Source organism: Rhizobium sp. Leaf384, from assembly GCF_001424065.1.
GTDB lineage: Bacteria > Pseudomonadota > Alphaproteobacteria > Rhizobiales > Rhizobiaceae > Ferranicluibacter.
Genome location: NZ_LMQE01000005.1, coordinates 305,306 through 327,124, shown reverse-complemented (window position 1 = coordinate 327,124; position 21,819 = coordinate 305,306). Strand labels below are relative to the sequence as shown.

17 protein-coding genes are annotated in these 21,819 nt (G+C 66.8%); 4 read left to right on the top strand and 13 right to left on the bottom strand.

Annotation, left to right across the window (positions count from 1 at the left end; all coding sequences use genetic code 11):
- Positions 1 to 3: 3 nt before the first annotated feature.
- Genes ASG25_RS09900 through ASG25_RS09890 form a run of 3 tightly spaced genes read right to left on the bottom strand, consistent with a single transcriptional unit; the run spans position 4 to position 4,023 of the window.
- The gene (locus ASG25_RS09900; protein ID WP_062473005.1) at positions 4 to 1,068 is read right to left on the bottom strand and encodes an ABC transporter ATP-binding protein; all 1,065 of its coding nucleotides are present in this window, start codon (positions 1,066 to 1,068) and stop codon (positions 4 to 6) included.
- A complete protein-coding gene (locus tag ASG25_RS09895; RefSeq protein ID WP_062473003.1) occupies positions 1,058 to 3,067 on the bottom strand; it encodes an iron ABC transporter permease in 2,010 nt (669 codons plus the stop codon). Before ASG25_RS09895 ends, ASG25_RS09900 begins: the two co-directional genes overlap by 11 nt.
- The gene (locus ASG25_RS09890) at positions 3,064 to 4,023 is read right to left on the bottom strand and encodes an extracellular solute-binding protein (RefSeq protein WP_062473001.1); all 960 of its coding nucleotides are present in this window, start codon (positions 4,021 to 4,023) and stop codon (positions 3,064 to 3,066) included. The genes ASG25_RS09895 and ASG25_RS09890 overlap by 4 nt, the downstream gene beginning before the upstream one ends.
- Positions 4,024 to 4,232: 209 nt before the next feature.
- Here ASG25_RS09890 and ASG25_RS09885 point away from each other — a divergent pair, with 209 nt between their 5' ends.
- Complete coding sequence (locus ASG25_RS09885) at positions 4,233 to 5,525, top strand: ROK family transcriptional regulator (RefSeq protein WP_062472999.1); 1,293 nt, start codon at positions 4,233 to 4,235, stop codon at positions 5,523 to 5,525.
- Between the two features lie 55 nt (positions 5,526 to 5,580).
- A complete protein-coding gene (locus ASG25_RS09880; RefSeq protein ID WP_200942797.1) occupies positions 5,581 to 6,285 on the top strand; it encodes a GNAT family N-acetyltransferase in 705 nt (234 codons plus the stop codon).
- Positions 6,286 to 6,329: 44 nt separating this feature from the next.
- Here the strand turns inward: ASG25_RS09880 and ASG25_RS09875 are convergent, their stop codons facing one another.
- The 10 genes from ASG25_RS09875 to ASG25_RS09830 form a co-directional block, all read right to left on the bottom strand.
- Positions 6,330 to 7,370 (bottom strand): 2-dehydropantoate 2-reductase N-terminal domain-containing protein, encoded by a 1,041-nt coding sequence (locus ASG25_RS09875; protein WP_062472997.1) that lies wholly within the window; start codon positions 7,368 to 7,370, stop codon positions 6,330 to 6,332.
- Positions 7,371 to 7,499: 129 nt separating this feature from the next.
- Positions 7,500 to 9,548, bottom strand: a complete 2,049-nt coding sequence (locus ASG25_RS09870; protein ID WP_062472995.1) for a bifunctional aldolase/short-chain dehydrogenase — start codon at positions 9,546 to 9,548, stop codon at positions 7,500 to 7,502.
- 138 nt (positions 9,549 to 9,686) lie between these two features.
- Entirely contained in the window at positions 9,687 to 10,751 is a 1,065-nt protein-coding gene (ugpC, locus tag ASG25_RS09865; protein WP_062472993.1) for a sn-glycerol-3-phosphate ABC transporter ATP-binding protein UgpC, read from the bottom strand.
- A 46-nt stretch (positions 10,752 to 10,797) separates the two neighbouring features.
- On the bottom strand, positions 10,798 to 11,523 hold the full coding sequence (locus ASG25_RS09860) for an SDR family oxidoreductase (RefSeq protein ID WP_062472991.1): 726 nt from the start codon (positions 11,521 to 11,523) through the stop codon (positions 10,798 to 10,800).
- A gap of 123 nt (positions 11,524 to 11,646) precedes the next feature.
- Positions 11,647 to 13,143 carry an extracellular solute-binding protein gene (locus tag ASG25_RS09855; RefSeq protein WP_062472990.1) on the bottom strand — a complete coding sequence of 499 codons (1,497 nt, stop codon included), beginning with the start codon at positions 13,141 to 13,143 and terminating at the stop codon, positions 11,647 to 11,649.
- Between the two features lie 81 nt (positions 13,144 to 13,224).
- On the bottom strand, positions 13,225 to 14,100 hold the full coding sequence (locus ASG25_RS09850; RefSeq protein WP_062472988.1) for a carbohydrate ABC transporter permease: 876 nt from the start codon (positions 14,098 to 14,100) through the stop codon (positions 13,225 to 13,227).
- A gap of 1 nt (position 14,101) precedes the next feature.
- Positions 14,102 to 14,989 (bottom strand): sugar ABC transporter permease, encoded by an 888-nt coding sequence (locus tag ASG25_RS09845; RefSeq protein ID WP_062474442.1) that lies wholly within the window; start codon positions 14,987 to 14,989, stop codon positions 14,102 to 14,104.
- A gap of 155 nt (positions 14,990 to 15,144) precedes the next feature.
- On the bottom strand, positions 15,145 to 16,782 hold the full coding sequence (gene glpD / locus ASG25_RS09840) for a glycerol-3-phosphate dehydrogenase (protein ID WP_062472984.1): 1,638 nt from the start codon (positions 16,780 to 16,782) through the stop codon (positions 15,145 to 15,147).
- The gene (locus ASG25_RS09835; RefSeq protein ID WP_062472982.1) at positions 16,779 to 17,591 is read right to left on the bottom strand and encodes an HAD-IIB family hydrolase; all 813 of its coding nucleotides are present in this window, start codon (positions 17,589 to 17,591) and stop codon (positions 16,779 to 16,781) included. Before ASG25_RS09835 ends, glpD begins: the two co-directional genes overlap by 4 nt.
- Before the next feature lie 4 nt (positions 17,592 to 17,595).
- Positions 17,596 to 18,930, bottom strand: a complete 1,335-nt coding sequence (locus ASG25_RS09830; protein ID WP_244479365.1) for a sn-glycerol-1-phosphate dehydrogenase — start codon at positions 18,928 to 18,930, stop codon at positions 17,596 to 17,598.
- Positions 18,931 to 19,053: 123 nt separating this feature from the next.
- On the opposite strand from ASG25_RS09830, the gene ASG25_RS09825 reads away from it, so the two are divergent.
- Positions 19,054 to 20,052 carry a sugar-binding transcriptional regulator gene (locus ASG25_RS09825; protein WP_062472976.1) on the top strand — a complete coding sequence of 333 codons (999 nt, stop codon included), beginning with the start codon at positions 19,054 to 19,056 and terminating at the stop codon, positions 20,050 to 20,052.
- 170 nt (positions 20,053 to 20,222) lie between these two features.
- Positions 20,223 to 21,725 (top strand): FGGY-family carbohydrate kinase, encoded by a 1,503-nt coding sequence (locus ASG25_RS09820; protein ID WP_062472974.1) that lies wholly within the window; start codon positions 20,223 to 20,225, stop codon positions 21,723 to 21,725.
- Positions 21,726 to 21,819 lie beyond the last annotated feature (94 nt).

Genomic DNA, 21,819 nt, shown 5'->3' with positions numbered 1-21,819 from the left:
GGGTCAGGCCTCTGCAGGAAGGAAGGTCACGGTCTCGATCTCGACGCCGACGCGTGACCCGAGGTCGAGCGCGTTGCGGGTCTCCACGGAGATCAGGGGCGAGGACGGCGAGACGCGCAGGTTGTGGGACCATGCCTTGCCCATATAGCGTCGGTCCTCGACAACCGCATCGACGAGGCCCTGGCCGGCCGCGATGATGCGCAACTGCTCGGGGCGCACGACCAGCGTTCCGGGTCCGCGGTGCGGCCTGTCCGTCATCGGCAGGCGCAGACCGTCGGCCAGACGCAAGCCGTCCGCGTCGAACGTGCCCTCGAGAAAATTGGCGCTGCCGACGAATTCGGCGACGAAGCGGTTGGCGGGCCTGGCATAGATCGTTTCGGGATCGGCCAGCTGCTGGACGATGCCGTGCTGCATCACGGCGATCCGGTCCGACATCTCCAGCGCCTCTTCCTGGTCGTGCGTCACATAGATCGCGGTCAGGCCCAGGCGCTTCTGCAGCGCGCGCATCTCGTGGCGCAGCGAAACGCGCAGGCGCGCATCGAGATTGGACATGGGCTCGTCCATCAGCAGGAGCGGCGGATCGATGACGAGGGCGCGGGCAAGGGCGATGCGCTGCTGCATGCCGCCGCTCATTTCCGCCGGGTAGCGCGTTTCGACCCCCTGCAGCTCGACCTGTGCAAGCGCTGCGCGCACGCGTTCGGCAACCGCGTCGCGCGGCACCTTCCGCAGCTTCAGGCCGTAGGCGACGTTGTCGAACACGGTCTTATTGGGCCACAGCGCATAGTTCTGGAACACGAAACCGATGTTGCGATCCCAGGCGGGAAGCGCGCTGACATCCTGTCCGTTGAAGAGGATCCGGCCGCCATTGATCGGGTGGAAGCCGGCGATGGCGCGCAGCAGCGTTGTCTTCCCGCAGCCCGATGGGCCGAGCAGGGTAAAGAACTCGCCGGGCTTGATCGTGAGGCTGATATCGCGGAGCACGGCATTCTGCCCGAACGTCTTGGAGACGCCGTCGATGACGACATTGCAGCCTTTCGCTTCGGCGTCTTGGATTGCGCTATGAGCCACCGGATTTTCCTTGGATTTGTCCGTACCGCACGATGAAATAGAGCGGGATGTAGATGATCAGCATGAGAAGGATGGTCTGTGCGGCCGAAACGCCGAAATCGGCATCGACGAGGGTGTTTTCGAATATCACCGCCGTCATCGGCTTCCACGGCGGCCTGTAGAGCACGATGGTGGAGGACAGCTCCGTCACGATGTGCAGGAAGGTCAGCGTCGCCCCCGTCACGGCCCCGGCCAGCACGAGCGGTGTCGTGATCGTCGCGAACACCCGCAGGGGCCGCGCGCCGAGGCTCAGCGCGGCCTCCTCCAGCGCCGGATGGACCCGGCGGAGCGCGGCCTCCGAGGCTTTCACGGTAAAGGGCAGGTTGCGGATGAGATAGGCGAGCGCGAGGATGAACCAGGTTCCGGTCAGCTGCACGGGCGCCTGGTTGAACATCATGATCAGCCCGATGCCGAGCACCGTGCCGGGGATGACATAGGGCATCATCACCGTGAAGCTGAGAAGCGGCGCGATCAGGCGGTAGCGCTTGCGGATGACCACATAGGCGATGCCGAGGCCGAGCAGGGTGGCGGCAAGGGTGCCCGCAAGCCCGAGCGACAGCGTCACCCAGGCCGGTCCCAGGCCGGAACGCAGCATCGTCGCATAGTTGGCGAGCGTGAAGTCCGCCCGCGGCAGCCCGACACGCCATTCCATGAAGCTCGAGACCAGCACGGTCAGATGCGGCGTGAAGGCCATCAGCAGGGCAAGCCCGACGGCGGCAAGGACGAGCGCATGGGCGGCCGGCGACAGCCGCTTGCGCGGGAGCGCCCGCGCGGCGACGACGGAAAAGCCGCGGCGGGCGAGATAAAGCTGTTGCGCCATGAGGAAGAGGCTGGACAGCGTGATGAGCACGACCGAGCCGGTGGCCGCAAGCGCCGGATTGCGTCCGGCCTCGCTGAGAAACGAGGTGTAGATCAGGACCGGCAGCGCATTGACGTCGAGGCCGATGATGCGCGGCGTGCCGAAATCTGACAGGGCCGCCATGGTGGCGAGATAGAGCCCGGTGATGATGCCGGGCAGCGCCAGCGGGATCTCGATCGAGAAGCGGACGCGCGCCGGGGCGGCGCCGAGGCTTTCCGCCGCCTCGATATGGCCGGCGTCGAGACTCTGGAACGAGCTGTGGCTGAGCAGGAAGATGATGGGGAAGACGAGCCAGGTGATGACCCAGATGACCCCGTGCAGGCCGACGATCGACACGTCGAGCCCGAGCGAGGTGGTGATAAGGCCGTTGCGGCCGAGAAGAAGACGCCAGGCATAGGCCCCGAGAAACGGCGGGGAAACCGAGGCCATCGTCACGAGAAAGACGATCGCCGTGCTGCCGGCGATCTGGTAGCGGGCCACGAGATAGGCAAGCGACACGCCGACCGCAGCCGCAAGGCCGGTGGACGTGAGCGCGATGACGAGGCTGTTGATCGTGGCCGACACGGTTTCCGAACGCGTGAAGAAGGCGAGATAGTGGACCGGCGACAGCGCGAGCGCCGTGTTCTCGAAGGTGATGTAGGCATTGGCGGCGTGGGAGAGGCGGATCACGCTGTCCGACTGCGGCTGAAGGTCGAGCGGCGCGAGCGTGTTGGTGCCGAAAAGGGTGCGGGGCGCCTGCTGGCTGAGGGTGAAGCGGGCGCCTCCGGCCGCCAGTTCCAGCGCGCCGGCCGCATCCCGGCGGCCTTCGAGCGGTTCTGTTCCGGTGATCAGCAGGGTGCGGTCGTCGGCGGCCGCCACCGTCAGGCCCGCTGCCGTCCCCAGCGTGATGGCCAGGCCCTCCGGGGTCTGCGCCACGCCGTAGCGGCTGGTCATTTCCGGGACGGCCTGCAGGCCGTCGCGATTGTGCAGCAGGGTGAAGCGGCCCCCTTCATCGAAGAGGGAGGCCGCCATCAGGCGGATCTGCGGAATGACGATGGTCACGCCGCAAAGCAGGAGCGCGACGATGGAGAAGATCAGCCATGTGTCGCGCAGCGGCCTCATTTTCCGCGGATCTCCTGGAACCGTGCGGTGACCACCGGGCGGGGGTCGACGGCGGAGACGATCGTGAGCGTCGCCATGTCGGGCAGGGCGGCCGGCGGCGTGATGTCCTTGCGGGCGGAGCGGCGGACCGTGGCGTCGCGGACGATCTCGTGCGCGGCTTTCGTGCCGAGGAAATCGATGAAGCTTTTCGCATCGTCGAGATGCTGCGCGCCCTTGACGATCGCCTGCGCATCGATCTGCCCGGTGACGGCATCGGTCGGGTAGATGATCGCGATCGGCAGACCCTGAGCCTTCCACTTGGCGCCCAGGTCCTCGTTGATCCAGCCGACCGCGGCTTCGCCGTCGCGCACGGCGTTGAACGCGTCGTCGGAGCCCGGCGCGATGCGGGCGTCCTTGGCGAGCTTGCCGATGAAGTCCCAACCGAAATTGCCGGCCAAAGCCGAGAGGATCGTATAGCCGGTGCCCGATTTGGCCGGGTCGGGGATGATCAGCCCGCCATCCTTGGCAAAGTCCGGTGACAGCAGGTCGGCCTGCGTCTTGGGAAGGGCGGCTGGCTCAACACGCTTGGTGCTGACGATGATCGGCTGCAGCAGAACGGTGAAGGGATGCCAGAGATGGTTGGGGTCGACCGTCACCATGTCGGCGTCCGACGCGCTCTCGTAAGGCTGGAAGAGAGCGGCGTTCTCTTCGAAGGTCTGGGTCGGGCCGCCCCACATGATGTCGGCGGAGCCGTTGCCGGCCTCTGCACGCAGCCGCTCGACGATTTCGCCGGTGCCGCCGCGCACGACGGTGACCTTGACGTCCGGATGCGCCTTGGCGAAGGCCTCGAGGATCGGGGCGGAGGTGGCCTCCCCGTGGGCGGTGTAGACCACGAGATCGCCGGCATGCGCGATGCTGAGGAGCGACGCCGACGCCAGTGCGCCTGCGACCAGATGCTGCAAGGTCCATTTCAACATGACAGTTCCCTTTTAAGTCACCGAGAAGGACGGCGGACAATTAATTCCATTAAGCGTACAATAAAGCAAGCCGTGCTGCGCGGTCAGCTACACGAGTTTTGCTGCAATTTCATGACATGCTTATGGATAATGTCGCGAGCACCTTGCTTGACAGCCGGCTGAGAACGACGATAAAATCCATGTTCCGTAGTAAACAGCGAGCACGTCGCATGACCCGCATGGGCAGCAATCATCCCTATTCGGGTCGATACAACCGTCGCCTTGTCTTCGACCTGATCCGGTCGGGCGGCGGGATCAGCCGGCGCGGTCTTGTCGAGCGGACCGGCCTGAAGCCGCAGACCATGTCCAACATCTGCAAGGATCTGATCGACCGCTCCCTCGTGGTGGAAACGATCCGTCAGGAAGGCGCGCGCGGCGCGCCGCAGAAGGAGTTGCGCATCCGCCCGGACGCGGGCTGCTCCCTCGGCATCCATATCGACCGGGATGGCCTTCTCGGCCTCGTCTGCGACCTTGCCGGCCGGGTTCTCGCGCGCGAGACCGCCCGGGCCTCGCTCGACGATCCCGCCGATACCGTCCGCGCCATGGCGGAGATGGCGACGCGGCTGCGCGGCGCCACCCCTGCGCCGGCCTGGGGCGTGGGTGTCGTCATGCCGACGCTGCAGGAGGCCGATTTCGAACATGCCGTGGGCCCGCCGGGCTGGGGTGCGTGGAACCGGTTTCCCGTCGCCGAAGCGATCGAGGCGGCCTGCGCGCTGCCTGCGATCATCGAGAACGACGCGACGGCGGCGGCGGTTGCCGAACTGCGCGCCGGGCGTGCGATGGGGCTGACCCACTATGTGCACATCTTTGCCGGCCATGGTCTGGGGGCCGGGATCATCGACGACGGCATGCCGCTCCAGGGCTACTGGAACAATGCCGGGGAGATCGGCCTCCTGACCTGGCCGACGGAGGCCGCGGGAGCAGTGCCGGGGACATCACCGGGAGCGGACGGGCTCGCGCCGACGCCCTTTTCCCCCGACGAGCTTGCGGCCCTGCTCGGCCGGGAAAGCCGGGAGCTTGCGGTGCCGGGCTGCCTCGAAGGGCTTTACGAAGCGCGCGACAGCATCCTGATGCACTGGCTCGACCTCAACGCGAAGCGCCTGCGCCTGCTGGTCTCGCTTCTCGAAAACATCCTCGATCCCCAGACCATCCTCGTCGGCGGTCATTTCCCGCCGGTGCTGATCGCGTCTCTGATCGACCGGGCCTATCCGCTCCTGCCGTCCGTCAGCGCACGAAGCGGGCGCGACAGGCCGCGCCTCTGCGCCGGCGCCCTCGGGCCGGACGCGTCCGCGGTCGGCGCTGCGATGCTGCCGGTCATCGCCCATGGCAGTCCGGATTTCCGCCGGCTGTCCTTCATGCGCGGGCGCAGCCGGACCCTCGACTTCGAGCGCCGCTTCGACCGCGTCGCCGGTGCCCCGACCGACGCCGACGCCGACCCCGCCCACGCAGAGCCCCTGTCCTGATCGTCTTTTCGAACTTTGCCGATGTCTGCCACGAGGTCTCCATGTCTTCCATCGATTGCCCGCCGCACCCCCCGTGGTGGCGATCCGGCAGGCGCATTCCGCCGACGAGGCGGCCATTCTCGACATCGGCCTGCGAACGGCGGACCGCGGTCATGACGCCACGGCGCTCTACGGCGATCCGCGGCTGCCCGGCCTCGTCTGGGCCCTTCCCTATGTCCGCCTTTGCCCTGATCATGCCTTCGTGCTGACCTGCGACGGCATCGTGATGGGCTATTGCGTCGCCACGCCGGACACGCGTGCCTTCGAGGATCGGCTGGCGGTGGCGTGGTGGCCGGCGCTGAAGCAGGAGCTGGCCGGTTTTGCACCCGGGAGTGTGGAGGACGACAAGGTCCTGCGCTATATCGGCGATCCCGAGCGGACGCCCGAAAGCGTGACCGAAGCCTACCCTGCCCATCTGCATATCAACGTCCTGCCGGCCCTGCAGAAAGGCGGCCACGGCTCGGCGCTCCTGCGCCACCAGCTGCAGGCGCTCGCGTTGTCGGGCGTGATCGGCGTGCATCTCGGCATCGACCCGCGCAATGCGGGCGTCGCCGCCTTTTACGCCCGGTTCGGCTTCGTCGAACGTCTGCGCACCCCGTCGATCATCATGGGCCGGACGCTGACGCCCTGGGGCCGACCGCCTGAACCCGACTGCCTGATGCCGTCATCCTCTGAGACATGGACGGTCATCGACGCTCGCGGCGCGCGCACCGCCCGTTGACAGCTGTCAACGGGCCGCAGGCCGAGTTGCCCCGGAGGACAATCTCAGCGGTGCGCATCCGACGCAGGGATTGTTTCGAAATCGAAATCGAACGGCCTATCCTCCACGACGGCCGCGACGATTGCCCGTGCGAGCGGGAGGGCGGCGGCGTCCCGGTCGATCGTCTGGAGCAGGGAAGCGACCACGAGGGCGGTGTCGATCCCTTCCACGGTTTCGTTCGCCAGCTCCTGGGTGACCGCCTGGCGGACCGTGCGGTCGCGGCCGAGACTGTGGCCGAGGCGGCTGTTGCGCCCGCCCCCGACGGTCACGTGGAGATCGCCAAGGCCGGCAAGGTCGAAGGCGGTGCGGCGCTGTCCGCCGATCCGCTCGCAGAGCGCGGCCATCTCCTGCACGGCCTGGGTGAAGGCCGCAGCGGTCGGGTTTTTCGACTGGCCGTCGGCCCGCTGCGTATCGGGATAGCGGGTCTGCATGGCGGACACGCCGATCGCAAAGAAGTTCTTGAGCGCCGCGCAGGCTTCGACCCCGGTCAGGTCGTCGGTGGCGGCAAGGCGGTAATAGGGCGTGCGCAATAGGGCGGCCACCCGTTCGGCCGCCGCTACCTCCCGCGCCGCATAGATGCTGGAGGTCGGCAGGCGAAGCGCAAGCTCGCGCGCGATGCAGGGCCCGCCGATGCCGATGAAGGTGCCGAGCCGGCCGATCCGCTCCGGCACGCTCTCCGCGAACGTAACGACGGCGCCGTCCCTGCGGTCGAGCCCCTTGGTCACGAAGGCGATCGTCGTCTCGCGGCGCAGCAGCCCGTTCAGCCGGTCGACGGCCCAGGCAATGCCGGGGCTGCTGACGCCGACGACGACGAGGTCGGCCTGATCCGCCTCGTCCGCCGTCAGGGCCTCGTCGGCCAGGACCCGGACGGATGCGGGCAGCGGCGCATCGAGCTTCGGATGCAGGCCCGATCCTGCCTGCATCTGCGCCACCGTCGCGGCATCGAGCGGCGTTCCGGCAAGAACGACCGCGTGCCCATTGTCGCTTGCCGGCACGGCAAGGGCCGTGCCCATGACGCCTGCGCCGAGGATGAGTATGTTCGCCATGCCCGGTCTCCTTCTGCCGATCGGCGGTGGACGCCTGTTTTCGCCGGGCCCGATGCCGGACCCGGAGTGGGGATGTTTCTTCCCGCGATGTGCGCCTTGCCCTGCTTGGCCTTGGCGGCGGGACAGGGTCTAGCGCATCATCGCGGCCACGTTGCCGCCATCGACCGTGAGGACCGCGCCGCTCGAGGTGCGGGCCTTGGCGAGATGCACGAAGGCAGCGGCCACGTCGGCGGCGGTGACCTCGCGGCGGACGAGGTTTGCCGAGAGATAGGCTTCCGGCGTCACGCCGCGCGCCTTGCTGCGGGCCGCCACCATCTCGTCGGTCATCAGGCCCGTACGGATACGGTCTGCATTGACGGCGTTGGAGGTGATGCCGGACGCGCCGTGCTCCACGGCATATTGCCGCATCAGCGCCATCAGGGCGGCCTTCGACGTTCCATAGGGGCCGAAATCCGCGCCGGGATTGACCGCCTGCTTGGAGACGTTGAAGACGAGCGCGCCGCCGGTCTTCTGTTGCTCCATCACCCGCACCACGGCCCGCGCCATGTAGTGATGTCCCCAGAAATTGAGGTCGAAGGCCTTGCGGAACGTGTCTTCCGACACGGTGAGGAGGCTGCCCTGGAAGGCGGCGCCGGCATTGGAAATGAGAATGTCGACCCCGCCGAAATGGGCGGCGACGGCCGCGACGGCCGCATCCACGCTTTGCGGATCGGTGACGTCGCACATGACGGGAAAGGCGCCGAGGCGCTTGGCTTCCCGTGCCAGACCCTCCGGCGCGATGTCGAAGAGCGCGATCTCCGCGCCTTCCGCCTTCAGCGCCTCGGCCACGGCCAGCCCGAGCCCGCTTGCGCCACCGGTGACGATGGCGATCTGCCGGGTCAGCGGCTTCTCGACCGATTTCGCCAGCTTCGCCTGCTCGAGCGACCAGTACTCGATATCGAAGAGATCGGTTTCCGACAGCGCCTCGAAGGCGTCGATCCCCTCGGCATTCGTGATCACGGCGATGGTCGCTTCGGCGACATCCGCCCCGACCAGCGCAGTCTTGCGGGCGGCTCCCGCGGCAAACAGGCCAACGCCCGCCACGTAGAACACGCGCGGCATCGGATCGAGCATGCGCTTGCCGCCGCCGACGCGGGCGTTGTTGCGCTCGAAATAGGCGGTGTAGTCGGCCTGGTAGGCCTTGACCGCCTCGGTCACCCTCTCGCCCCAGGCGTCGAGCCGGCCCGCTTCGGGCGCGGGCAAGGCGACGCCGAACCGCTTGATGTGGATGACGTGTTCGGGCGTGGCGTTCCCCCGTCGGACCAGCGACGACACGGTTTCGGCATTGCAGAAGTCGAGGATGGCCGCGTTGCTCCGATGCTCGAGCACGAACCGGCGGGGCGCACCTTCCATATCCGTCTTGAGGGCGATCGCGCCGCGGATGATCGGCGCGATCTCGGCCGCGGTGGCGATCTTCGGCGGCAGCGTCACGCCGAGGAACGGCTTGGAGCGTCCCCGGGCGATCCGCTGTTCCGCCGCATCGATCTTGGCGATCATGTCTTCGTAGCTCGTCCGCGGATCTTCCGACCAGGTGAAGATGCCGTGTTTGAGGAGAATCATCCCGTCGCCGCCGGGATTGGCCTTGAAGGCCGCGTCGCAGGCCTTGGCCAGGTCGAAGCCGGGCATGACATAGGGAACGATGATCGCATCGGGAAAGAGCTCGCGCACCAGCGCCTCTCCCTGCGGCTGGTTGGTCAGCGAAACGATGGCGTTGGCATGGGTGTGATCGATATGCTTGAACGGCAGCAGGCCGTGCAGGATCGCCTCGACCGACGGGTTCGGCGCGGAAGGATCGAGCAGCAGGCGGCGCTGGAGCATCACCATGTCGTCGTCCGACAGGGTCTCGAAGGCGACCATGGCCTTCAGCGGCGCGAGCCGGACGGCGGGCAGGCCCTGCGGTTCGATCGTGCCCATGTCCCAGCCGCTGCCCTTGACGCAGAGCACCTCAACCTCGGTGCCGTCCATTTCAGTAAAGACGGTCTTGACCGACGTGTTGCCGCCGCCATGCAGCACCAGCTCCGGATCCTGTCCCAGAAGGCGGGTAGTGTAGGTGCGGATGGCGAGGTCGCGGTTGATGCTCTTGGCGACATAGGCATCGACGACGCTCTTGAATTCGGTGTCCGACCAGCGGGATTTCATGATGACGATCCTTTCTGCGCCGGCACGTTCGGGAAGGCCGGCAGGGTAGGGAAGGGGGGAGGCGCACCAGCGGCAGCATCGGATGCCGTGTCGGGTTCTGGAGCGATCCGGAGCGCTCCGGCGCCGGTGCTGAATGTCCTAGAGGCGCGCCTCCGTTTCGGCGTTGAACACGTGGACCTTGGACGGCGGGATGGACAGGCGCACCGCGTCGCCCTCGGCAAAGCGGGCGGCCTTGTCGACCGACACGACGAAGCGTCCGTCAGGCCCGTCGCAAAAGAGTTGGGCATCATGGCCGAGCCGTTCCACGAGGACCGATCTTGCCGCCAGGGGCCCCTGGGCATCGACCACGACATCCGTCGGGCGCAGCCCGATGACCACCTTGTCGCCGGGTTTCGCGGTCGTCGTCGTCTCCAGCGCCACCCGTCCGGTCGCCGTGTCGACGGCTGGCATGCCGTCGGCCACGACGACCGTTCCGGGGAGGAAATTGATGGCGGAGGCGCCGATGAAGTCGGCGACGTATTTGCTGGCCGGGCGGTCATAGACCTCGTCAGGCGAGCCGATCTGCTCGATCTTCCCGCCCCGCATCACGACGATCTTGTCGGCCATGGTCATGGCCTCGATCTGGTCGTGCGTCACGTAGATGGTGGTGGTCTTCAACCGGTTGTGCAGCTGCCGGATCTCGGTGCGCATATGGGCGCGCAGCTTGGCGTCAAGGTTGGACAGCGGCTCGTCGAACAGGAACACGGCCGCCTCGCGCACCATCGCCCGCCCCATGGCGACGCGCTGGCGCTGCCCGCCGGAGAGCTCCTTCGGGTACCGGTCGAGATAGGGCGTGAGGTTCAGCGTCTCGGCGGCCCATGCCACCCGGCGATTGATCTCGGCCGGCGCCACCTTGGCCACCTCGAGGCTGAAGGCGATGTTGTCGTAGACCTTCATCGTGGGATAGAGCGCGTAGTTCTGGAACACCATGGCGATGTTGCGGTCCCGGGGATGCAGGGTGTTGACGCGGTTTCCGTCGATCAGAAGATCGCCCTCGCTGACGCTTTCGAGACCCGCCGTCATGCGCAGGAGGGTCGTCTTGCCGCAACCGGACGGACCGAGCAGGACCACGAAATCCTGGTCGGCGATCTGGAAGGAGATGTCGCGCATGATCGTGAAGGCGCCGAAGGACTTGCCTATGCGCTGGTATTCGACGGTCGCCATTGAATATGCTCCATTGTGTCGCGTGCCGTGGGTGGACGGCGTCGGTTCAGTAGGCCTGCTGCGTCGGCGTGATGACGATTTCCTGGACGATGGCGCGTTGCGGCAGCGCATAGGCGTCGAGGATCAGGCCGGCCACGATGTCGGCGGAAATGCCGCCGCCGATGGCCGCCTTGTTGGACCTGTAGGCCTCGAGCGTCCGGGGATCGTTGACATGGTCCAGCACCTCGGTATCGACGATGCCGGGGGAAACGACGACCACGCGGACATTGTGGGGCGCGAGATAGCCGCGCAGGCTTTCCGATACCGCATGAACGAAGAACTTGGTGCCGCAGTAGACGGTGTGATCCGGATAGACCTTGCGGCCGGCGATCGAACTCATCATGACGAGCGTGCCGTGCCGGCGTCCGATCATGCCGGACAGCACCGCGTGCACGCTGTTCATCACACCCTTGGTGTTGATGTCGATCATCTCGTCCCATTCTTCGGGGTTCTGCGCGGCGATGTCGCCGAGCCGGGCGATGCCGGCATTGGCAAACATCAGATCGACCGGGCCGTACTCGGCTTCGGCATCGGCGACGGCAGCCGCGATGGCCGCGCGATCGCGAACGTCCACCTTGCGCAACACGGCGCGGGGAAGGCCGAGCGCCGCCAGCCGGTCGAGCCTGCGCGCCATCAGGAGCAGCGGGTGGCCGGCGTCCGAAAAGGCGCGGGCCACGGCCTCGCCGATCCCCGAACTGGCGCCGGTAATGGCGATCAAGGGTTTGGTGTCCATCGTTTCCTCCAGTGTGTCCTCGTCAGCGGCGGCCCGTCCCGGAGGTCGCGGCGAGACCGCGACCTCCGGGCTTTCGGGGTCCGATGATGTGGCCAGGGTCCCTGGCCGGTTTCAGCGCGCGGTTCAGCCCTTGAGGACCGCTGCGACCTGCGTACCGATGTCGTCGAGCGCTTCCTTGGACGAGCCGTAGCTGCCCGCGAAATACTTGCCGAGCGCCACGGGGATCGTGTCGGAGGAGATCTGCGCCCATTCCGGCAGGTCCGGCTCGGAGCCCATGTATTCGGCGATCGTCTCGCGCACGACAGGCAGGTGGCGGGTGGTGCCGGCACCGACGCGGGCATGGCTCTTGACGCGCGGATCGTCGTAGACGCTCGCGCGTGTGGGGCCGGTGCCGCCGCCGAGCGTCGTCACCAGCGCCTGCGTATCGGCGCAGGTCGCCCACTGCATGAACAGCCAGGCGGCATCCGGGTTCTTGGAGTAGCGCGACACCGCGAGCGACGAGCCGCCCTGGTGGCCGACGCCGGGGATCTCGCCGTACCCGCATTCCTCGGGCTTGCGCAGCGCGATCGGCTGCGGCGGAATGACGGCCTCGCAGAGACCGGACACCTTGGTCTGCGTGGGGTCGTCGAAGAACGGAAAGAACTCGCCCCAGGACAGCATGGACGCTGCGACGCCCTGCGCCACCGCCTGGCCCTGACCGTCCCAGGTCCACTGGTTGACGCCCGGCGGCATGATGTCGCGGAGCTTCGTGTAGTAGTCGAGAGCGGCGATACCGCGCTCGTCATTGCCGGAAAACACCTTGTCCGGATTGAAGATCGATCCGCCATGGCCCCAAAGCATCGCGGTCCATTCGCATTCCAGCGCGTAGTGGCCGGACTTCATCTGCCCGGCATAGCCGAAGGTGGTGGGGCCCATCTCCTTCGTGATCGCGGCAGAGTTCGTATAGAGCTCGTCGAAGGTCGTCGGTGCCTTGAGGCCGAGCTTCTCGTAGATGTCGCGACGGTAGATCATGATGAAGATCGGAATGTCGTAGGGCACGCCGACCCAGCGATCCTCGTATTTGGAAATGCCGTCGACCAGGGCCGGCAGGAAGTCGTCGATATTGTAGTTGGGCATGGCAAGGTCCGCCTTCGCCTTGATCTGCTCGCGCGGATCAAAGACGTCCTGGCTGAAGGACGCCGCCCAGCTCTGGTCGATGTAGTAGAGGTCGTAGGTGCCGAGCGAGGACGCCACATCCAGCGTCATCTTCTGGAGAACCTGCTCGAGCGGCAGGACCTCGATCTCGACCTTGATGCCGGTCGCCTCCTCGAAATATTTCTTGAGCTGGGAGTTGATCGCGTTCGACGGGGGCGTCGATTCCGTCGCGAATTTCAGCGTGGTCCCGGCAAAGGGCTTGCCGACGTCCTTGAGCCAGGCCATCACCTCGGCCGAAGGCTGCATCTCCTCCTGCGCCACGGCCTTGTTGAGCATGAAGGGGCGGCTGCCCATGCCCATGCCGAGGGCGGCTGCCCCCAGGCCGAGCTTGCTGGTCGCCCGCAGGAAGGCGCGCCGGTCCATCTGGCCTTTCACGAAGCGGTCGGTGATCGACGCCAGATATGATTTTCTATCGCTCTCTTTCACTGTTCTCTCCTCCAGTATCCGCTGCCGGAATTGACGGCGGAAGTCGTTGATCGAACGGCAGGCCCTCCCGGCCCGCCGCAGTCATTGCTTCAGCGAGCCCATGGTCAGGCCCCGCACCAGATGGCGCTGGACCAGAAGGACGACGAAGAAGGCAGGCACGATCGCAGCGGCGCCAAGGGCGGCCATGTTGCCCCAGGCGGTTCCGATCGAAGTCACGAAGGTGGACGACACCACGGGCACGGTCTTCAGGCCCGTCTGGGTGAGCGTGAGGACGAACAGAAATTCCGTCCACGAGAAGATGAAGCAGAGCACGGCCGTGGCCGCGATCCCGCCTTTCGCCATCGGCAGCACGACGCGCCGGAAGATCGTCCAGCGGGATGCTCCGTCGAGGAGCGCGCTCTCGTCGATCTCGGCCGGGATATCGTCGAAGAAGCTCTTCAGGAGCAGCACCGCCAGCGGCAGGTTCATGAGCCCGTGGATCAGGATCACGCCGATATAGGTGTCGAGCAGGTTGAACTGCTTGAAGATGAAGAACATCGGGATGGCGACGGCCACCGGCGGCATCATGCGCGTCGACAGCACCCAGTTGACGAATTCGTGGCGTCCGCGGAAATGCATCCGCGACAGCGCATAGGCGGCGAAGGTCGCAACCGTGATGGCGAGCACGGTCGACATCGACGCGACGACGATCGAATCCCACAGCCGCGGCGCCATGTAGAAGTTGCCGCCGCCCGGAGCCACGGCCTCCTGCCGGGCAAAGCCGAAGGACACGCCGAAGACCTGCTCGAAATTGCGCATCGTCGGCTGGAAGTCGAAGATGATCGGCGGCCAGTTGAAGATGTCCTTGGAATCGCGGAACGCGACCGAGGTCCAGAAATAGATCGGAAAGAAGAAGGCGCCGACGACCAGCCAGCCGGCGATGGTGCGAAGGGTGCGGACGAGCTTGCTCTGATGCATGTTACCACCTGACCTTCGCGACACGGATGAAGAGGTTGGCCAGGACCATGACGATCACGAGGCTCGTCAGGCTGAGCGTTGCGCCATAGCCCCATTTGAGAAACGAGAAGGTCTGCTGCCAGGCGTAGAGGCTGACCGTGTAGGTCGCCGTTCCCGGTCCGCCCGAGGTCATGACGAAGACGTAATCGAACACCCGGAAGAGATCGATGCCGCGCAGCAGGACCGCGACCGCGATCACCCGCGACATCATCGGCAGGGTCAGCCGGCGAAACATCTGGAACGCCGAGGCGCCGTCGATCGAGGCGGCCTCGTAGGGCTCCGCCGGCAGCGAGCGCAGGCCGGCCATGAAGATCAGCACCATGAACGGCGTCCACTGCCAGATTTCCGCGACGAGCACGCCGAGCAGGGCGAGCGAGGAGGTGCCGAGGATCGGCGTGGACTTGTCGAGCAGGCCGAGCTGCCCGAGGAAATAGGAGAGGACGCCGAACTGGGCGTCTTCCATCAGGAGGAACATCATGCCGGCGATGGCGGGCGGGATGACCAGCGTCATCGACAGGATGGCGCGCAGGGCGGCAAATCCCGGCAGCTCCGCATCGAGCAGCATCGCGATCGACATGCCGAGGATGATCTCGACCGTCAGCGCGATGACGAAATAGAGGAAGGTGACGCCGAGCGCCCCCCAGAACCGGCCGTCATTGACGAGCTGCACCCAGTTGGCCATGCCGACGAATTTGAGCGTTCTCTGCCGGGGAACGAATTCGTGGAAGCTGAGCCAGATATTGTAGAACAGCGGATAGATAGTGAAGACCACCAGCAGCGCAACGAGCGGCAGCAGCCAGGGCCACGGCGAGTCCGAGATCGCGATGCGTTTCACCTGTGCAATGGACATTGCGGTTCTTTCCTCCCAGAAAAACCGGCGCAGGCCGCGCCGCATGCTCGTCCCGTCTTCCCGGCCCTCAAGCCGGTTTCCGTCTTCCGCAGCCATTCTCCCGATGATGCGAAAGGCGGTCAGTGCGACCGGCGCGCGGCCGATCGGCGTTTGCTCTAGGGTTCGGCCGCGGCTGCCGTCGCCGCTGCGGTGTCGCTACCCGATGCCCGCGCGGCGCGTCGTATCTGCGCCATGAAGACATCGAGCGCGGCGATCTCTTCGGCTGTCATGCGCAATCCCGATTTGGTGCGACGCCAGACGATATCGGCGGCCACGCGGGCATACTCCCGGTCCATCAGGAACACGACCTCGCGTTCCGTCAGCGACCCGCCGAAGGCGCGCCCGAGATCGTCCGCGCGGCGCGCGGTGCCGAGGATGTCGCGCGCTTCCAGTCCGTAATGGCGCACGAGGCGGCGCGCCTCGCGTTCCGACAGGAAGCCGTAGGTCCGGCAGAGGTCGCGCACCACGTCGCCGGCCGTTCCGGCCTCGAAATCGCCGCCCGGCAGAGCCCGCGTCGCCGTCCAGCCGCGCTTTGCCGACATGCCAGGAAACACCGCGGCAAGCCTGTCGAGGGCATCTTCGGCAAGGCAGCGATAGGTCGTGATCTTGCCGCCGAACACGGACAGGAGCGGCGCACGACCGAACGAGGCCTGCGCTGCGGCATCCGGCAGAGGCCTAGATGCTGACCCTGAACCGGGCCCGGGTCCTGCCCCAGACCCGGGATCGAGGGACAGAACGTAGTCGCGCGTGGTCTCCTGCGCGGTCTCGGCGCCGTCGTCATAGAGGGACCGCACGCCGGAATAGGTCCAGACGACGTCCTCCTCGGTGATCGCACGCTTGAAGTAGGAGGAAACGGCGCGGACCAGATAGGCGATCTCCTCGGGCGTGGCGTGCACGTCGCGCGGATCGCCGCGATAGTCCTGATCGGTCGTGCCGATCAGCGTGAAGTCGTCCTCATAGGGAATGGCGAAGATGATCCGGCCGTCCGGATTCTGAAAGATGTAGCAGCGGTCGTGGTCGTAGAGTTTCCGCACGACGATGTGGGACCCCTGGACCAGCCGCGCGCGGCCCGCCGCATTCGCACCCGCCACGCCCGAGAGGAAGGTGTCGACCCAGGGGCCGGCGGCATTGACCAGGGCGCGGGCGCGAACCTCGCTCCGCTCGCCGGTCTCCTCGTCCTGAAGCGTCAGCCGCCAGTGGTCCGCCTCCCGCCGCGCGGCAACGCAGGCCGTTCGCACGCGGATATCGGCACCGTTCTCGGCGGCGTCGCGAACATTCAGCACGACGAGGCGGTTGTCCTGCACCCAGCAGTCGGAATACTCGAACCCGATGGCGGAGACGTCGCGCAGCGGCAACCCCACCGGGTCTGTGCGCAGGCGGCGGGTCACCGTTGCCGGCAGGCGCTTGCGGCCGCCCAGATGGTCGTAGAGGAAGAGCCCGAGACGCAGAAGCCAGGCGGGGCGCAGCCCCTTGCGGTGCGGCAGCACGAAGCGCAGCGGCCAGATGATGTGCGGCGCGATGGCCCAGAGCCGTTCGCGCTCCGCCAGCGCATGGCGCACCAGCCTGAAATCGTAATGTTCGAGGTAGCGCAGCCCGCCATGGATCAGCTTGGTCGAGGCCGACGAGGTGGCCGCACCGAGATCGCCGCGTTCGACCAGGAGCACCTTCAGGCCGCGACCGGCTGCATCCCGCGCGATGCCGGCGCCGTTGATGCCGCCGCCGACGATCGCAAGGTCGAGGACGGGCGCGTTCATGCCGCATCCCTCCGCGGGCGGGCCGTCAGGAGATGTTCGGCGACCTCCACGAAACCATGGCCGCCGCGCGCCGCGGTCACATAGGTCGGATCCGCCTCCATGCGCCCTTCGAACTGCAGCACGTTGGCGACGCCGCAGGCATGGGGAAAGAAGCCGAACATCGGGGCGTCGTTGGGGCTGTCGCCGACGAAGACGATCGCGTCCTGCTCCCGGTCGATGTCGATCCCGAGAATGTCGGCGGCAAAGCGGCGCGCCATGGTCAGCTTGTCGTAGGCGCCATACCATCCGTTCACATGGATGGAGGAAACCTTGGCGACGGCGCCCTCCTCTTCGAAGATGCTCTTGATGCGGTCCACGTCCGAGACGGCCAAAGGCGGGATGTCCTCGCACACATCGATGGCGAGGTCCGCCTCGCGGTAGAGCTGGTCGGCCGACAGGGCGGCGCCGGGCACCTCGCGCAGGATGCGCTGCTTGATGTGCTGCAGTCGTTCCCGGTCGTTTGCCCGTTGCTGATCGGCCACGGCGAAGACGCGGCGCATCCGGCGCATCGTCTCGTCATAGGCGAAATAGAAGGCGCCGTTTTCGCCGACCACGCCGGCGACCGGCCACATGCGGGCGATCATGTCGCACCATCCCGCGGGGCGACCGGTGATGGGGACCACCGCGATGCCCGCCGCCGTCAGCCGCTCCAGCGCGTCATAGGCGCAGGCGGGCAACCGGCCGTCATTGGTCAGCGTATCGTCGATGTCGGCGAAGATCACCCGGATCCGCGACGCAACCTCGACCGGCATGTCCAGGATCGGTCGCATCCGGTCAGGCCTCCCCGGCTGCGAAATCCTCGAGAATGCCGGCATCCGCCGCGACATCGAGGAAGGAATAGCGGTTGCGCATCTCGCGGCTGTGGACCACGGCCTCGCGATAGCGCGCGGTGGGCAGGCCGAGATCCGCGGCGGTCATCGGGCCGCCGGCGTCCGACAGAAGCGTCTCCATCTCGGTCACCGGCAGGGCGAAGGCGTCGAGCTCCGCCCGCAGCGTCGGCCAGAGCTCCGCAAACCGCTCGTTGATGCGGGCCGCGCCGTGCGCGTCGAAGATCTTGTCCTTCAGCTCGGCAAAGCACTGGGCCGCGATGTCGGGCCCCATGCGCCGGGCCATGTCGACCGGGTCGATGCGGGTCGGCCGGATCACCGGCGGTGTCTCGCTGTCGAGAAAATGCCGCTGCAGGCGGGCCATCGTCAGCGTGGCGACGCCGACCTGCTGGCCATGCAGCGTGCCGGGATGGTCGGCGCCGGCAAAGCAGTCGATGTAATGGGAGATCTGGTGTTCGCCCATGGAGCCGTGATTGGACATGCCGGTAAAGGAGACGCCGAGGCCGCAGAGCGTGAGGACGCGGTGGAGATAGCCGTTGGCGGCGATGTCGCCCTCGGCGATACCGGCGGCACGGGCGTTCAGCTCCGCTTCGTCCGTCTCCTGGATGATGTAGGGAACGCTCGAATAGAGCGTGGACAGAAGCCGGTGCGACATCCACCAGTCGACCTGCGCGACCGAGCGCACGAGGCAATCCGCAAAGCCCGCCGCCGAAAGATGGCGCGGTGCGGCAGCGCTGACGCCGAGATCAACGAAGAAGCCCGCCGGTCCCTGCGAGGGCAGCGACACCTTCAGGCCGCTGTCCAGGGTGATGGAGGCGGTGGTCGAGGTGTAGCCGTTCATCGAGGCTGCCGTGCCGAACACGGCGTAGCGCTTTCCGGCCTTGCCGGTGACGAACTTGACGAGATCGTTGATCGTGCCGGACCCGACCGCGACCACCGCATCGGCGCCCTGCAGCTTTTCGCCGAGCACCTGCGCCTGCGCCATGTCGGCATGGGGATGGTCGAGAACCACGGTTTCAACCGGCCCGAGCCGCCGCAGCGCGGTCGCGACGCGCGCGCCCATCGCGTCCCAGCTGTTGGTGTCCGTCACGACGGTGAAACGTTCCCCGAGGCCGAGGCCCGCAACGAGATCGGCTTCGGCACCGTCGAGGCTTTCGTCGATCACGATGGTTTCATAGGGAACGCTGGCGAGCTGGCCCGTCTCGGGATTGGTCCATCTGCCCGCGACGATATCGTCGATCAGGGCCGTCCAGCGGGCGCCCGAGCGCGGCGCCGTATCCATCGTTCGGTGCTCCATACCTGCAGGGCCTCCTCGCCTTTCGTTCAAATGACAACGGCTTGTGTCATATGTCAATACACAAGACAATGGAAGTTGACAAATGACAGCGCCAGCGTCAGATAGGGTATGGCCAAGGCAAAGACGTCAGATCGCATCGAGGTTGAAAAGGGCGCGCTCGTGCCCACGGAATTCGACGATTCCATCATGTGGGCGGCATGGCTCTATTATGCCGACCAGATGACGCAGAGCGAGATCGCCAAGCGGCTGAACGTCTCGCGCGCGACGATCGTCAATTATCTCCAGGAGGCGCGCGAGCGCGGGATCGTTTCTGTTCACATCAACCCGAAGGCCGGCAACCGCACGAGCGCCGCGCGTGCGCTCATGGACACGTTCGGGCTCGCCGGCGCCTTCGTCATTCCGGACGGGAACGAGCAGGCGCTCGTCCAGCGGCTCGGCGATGCCGGCGCGCGGGTTCTGGCGGACCAGATGGAAGACGGCGATACGATCGGCGTCGCCTGGGGGCGCACGGTGCTGGCGGTGGCCGACCAGATCGCCCTGACGCGGCCGGTGCGCAATCTCACGGTGGTGCAGGTGTCCGGCAGCTCGACCGGCGAGGCCGACTTCTCGCCGGAACTGTGCACGTCGATCCTGTCGAACCGTATCCATGCGCGCTGCGTCAACCTGCTGGCGCCAGCCGTGCTGTCGACCAAGGCCCTCAAGGCGCTGCTTCTGGCCGAACCCGTGCTCTTGAAGCAGATGGACCTTGTCCATTCGGCCAACCGGATCCTCTTCGGCGTCGGCGACATCGGGCCGAAAAGCACGGTGCGCCAGGCGGGGATCGGCGAGCCCGAGGAGATCGACGACTATGTGGCGCGGGGCGCCACGGCCGTGATCATCGGCCGCTTCATCGATGCCCATGGCGGCGCGGTCGGAGGCCCGCATGACGAGCGCATTGTCGGCATCACGCTCGACGAACTGAAGAACATACCGAGCCGGATCTGCGTGGCGGGCGGCCCGTCGAAGATCAGGGCGATCATCGCCACGCTCGAGGCGGGCTACGTCACGCATTTCATCACGGACATGGCGACCGCCGAAGCCCTGATCGCCGCGTCCGGCGCCGCCTGAGGCGGGCTTGACGCGCGACGGGTCCGCAGGCGCCGAACCGGACAGAGGATCCATGTCGATTTGAAACGCTGAGACGAGATGTGCGCGATCCGGGGGAGGAGACCCGGAGGGTGCGGACCGAGCCGACATCCTTCGGGCAAGGCATCTCATGGCAGAGGGAGGAGCACTGCATGCCTGATCGTGACCGTTTCGTCATCGGAATCGATTCGTCCACCCAGTCGGTCAAGGCGATCGCCTGGACGCCGGATGGCCGCTGCCATGCGGAGGGTCGCGCGCCGCTGACGATCAGCACGCCGAGCGCCGTGCGCGCCGAACAGAACGCCGAGGACTGGTGGACCGCGACCTGCACCGCCCTGCAGTCGCTGATGCGGCAGGTGGACCGCGACCGCATCGATGGCATCGCCATTTCCAACCAGCGGGAAACCATGGTGCTCGTCGATGCCGACGATCGGCCGCTTGCGCCGGCGACGCTCTGGCTCGACCGGCGCGCCCACGAGATCGTGCCGGTGCTGGCCGGCGAGCTCGGCGCCGACCGCCTGCATGCCATTTCCGGCAAGCCGGTGGATGTCATTCCCTGCGTCTACCGTCTGCGCTATTTCCGCGCGCATGAGCCTGCCCTTCTCGACGCGGCGGCGCGCATCCTCAGCGTTCACGATTTTCTCACGCTGAAGCTGACCGGCGCGGCCGCGGCCAGCTGGACGAGCGCGGATCCCTTCGGCATCCTCGACATCGCCAGCAAGACCTGGTCGCGCGAGATCCTCGACCACCTCGACATTCCCCCGAGCAAGCTTCCGGCGCTCCATGCGCCGGGATCCGCGATCGGGCAGGTCACCGCACACGCGGCGGCGGCAACGGGCCTTCGACCGGGCACGCCGGTCTTTGCAGGCGGCGGCGACGGCAATTGTGCGGGCCTCGGCGTCAACGCCATCCAGGAAGGAGCGGTCTATCTCAATCTCGGCACGGCGGTCGTCGGCGGCCTGTGGTCGGCAACGCCCGAACGCAGCAATTATTGGCGCACGCTGGTGTCCCCGAGCGGCGAGGGCTATCTGCTGGAAAGCTGCCAGCGCGGCGGCGCTTACTTCTTCAACTGGCTGCTCGACGCCTTTGCCGGCGGGCGGGGCGATCCCGGCATTTTCGAGCGGCTGGAATCCGAGGCGATCCGGCTTCCGGTCGGTTCGGACGGCGTCACCGTCTGTTCCTATCTCGTCGGCTGCATGGACCCGCACTGGGACGACACGGCGCGCGCGACCTTTTCCGGCATGGGGCCCGATACCGGCATCGGCCATCTCTACCGGGCGTCGATGGAGGCGATCACGCTCGAATTTGCGCGCTCGCTGGCCAAGATGCGCGAGAGCGGCGGCAAGGCCGACCGCCTCTTCGTCATCGGGGGCGGAGCGGAAAGCCGGCTCTGGCGCCGGATGGTGGCCGATGCGACGGGCCTGCCCGTCATCCGCAGCCTTTCCAACGAGGCGTCGGCACTTGGCGCCGGCATGTCGGCTGCGGTCGGCGCCGGCTGGTATGGCGGCTTCCGGGAGGCCGCCGATGCCATGACCCGCCTTGCCGAGGAAACCCCGCCCGATCTCGCCGCCCGCCCGCTCTGGGACGACCTCTCCGAACGGCAGGGCCGCTTGTACGCGGCGACCCGCCAGCAGACGGCGCCGACGCATTCCTGAGCCGGAAACGAGAGCCGGTCGTCTGGCGGACGGCCGGCTCTTCCCGGATCAACGTTGCCCGGATCAAACTTGTCCAGATCAACGTTGCCCAGTT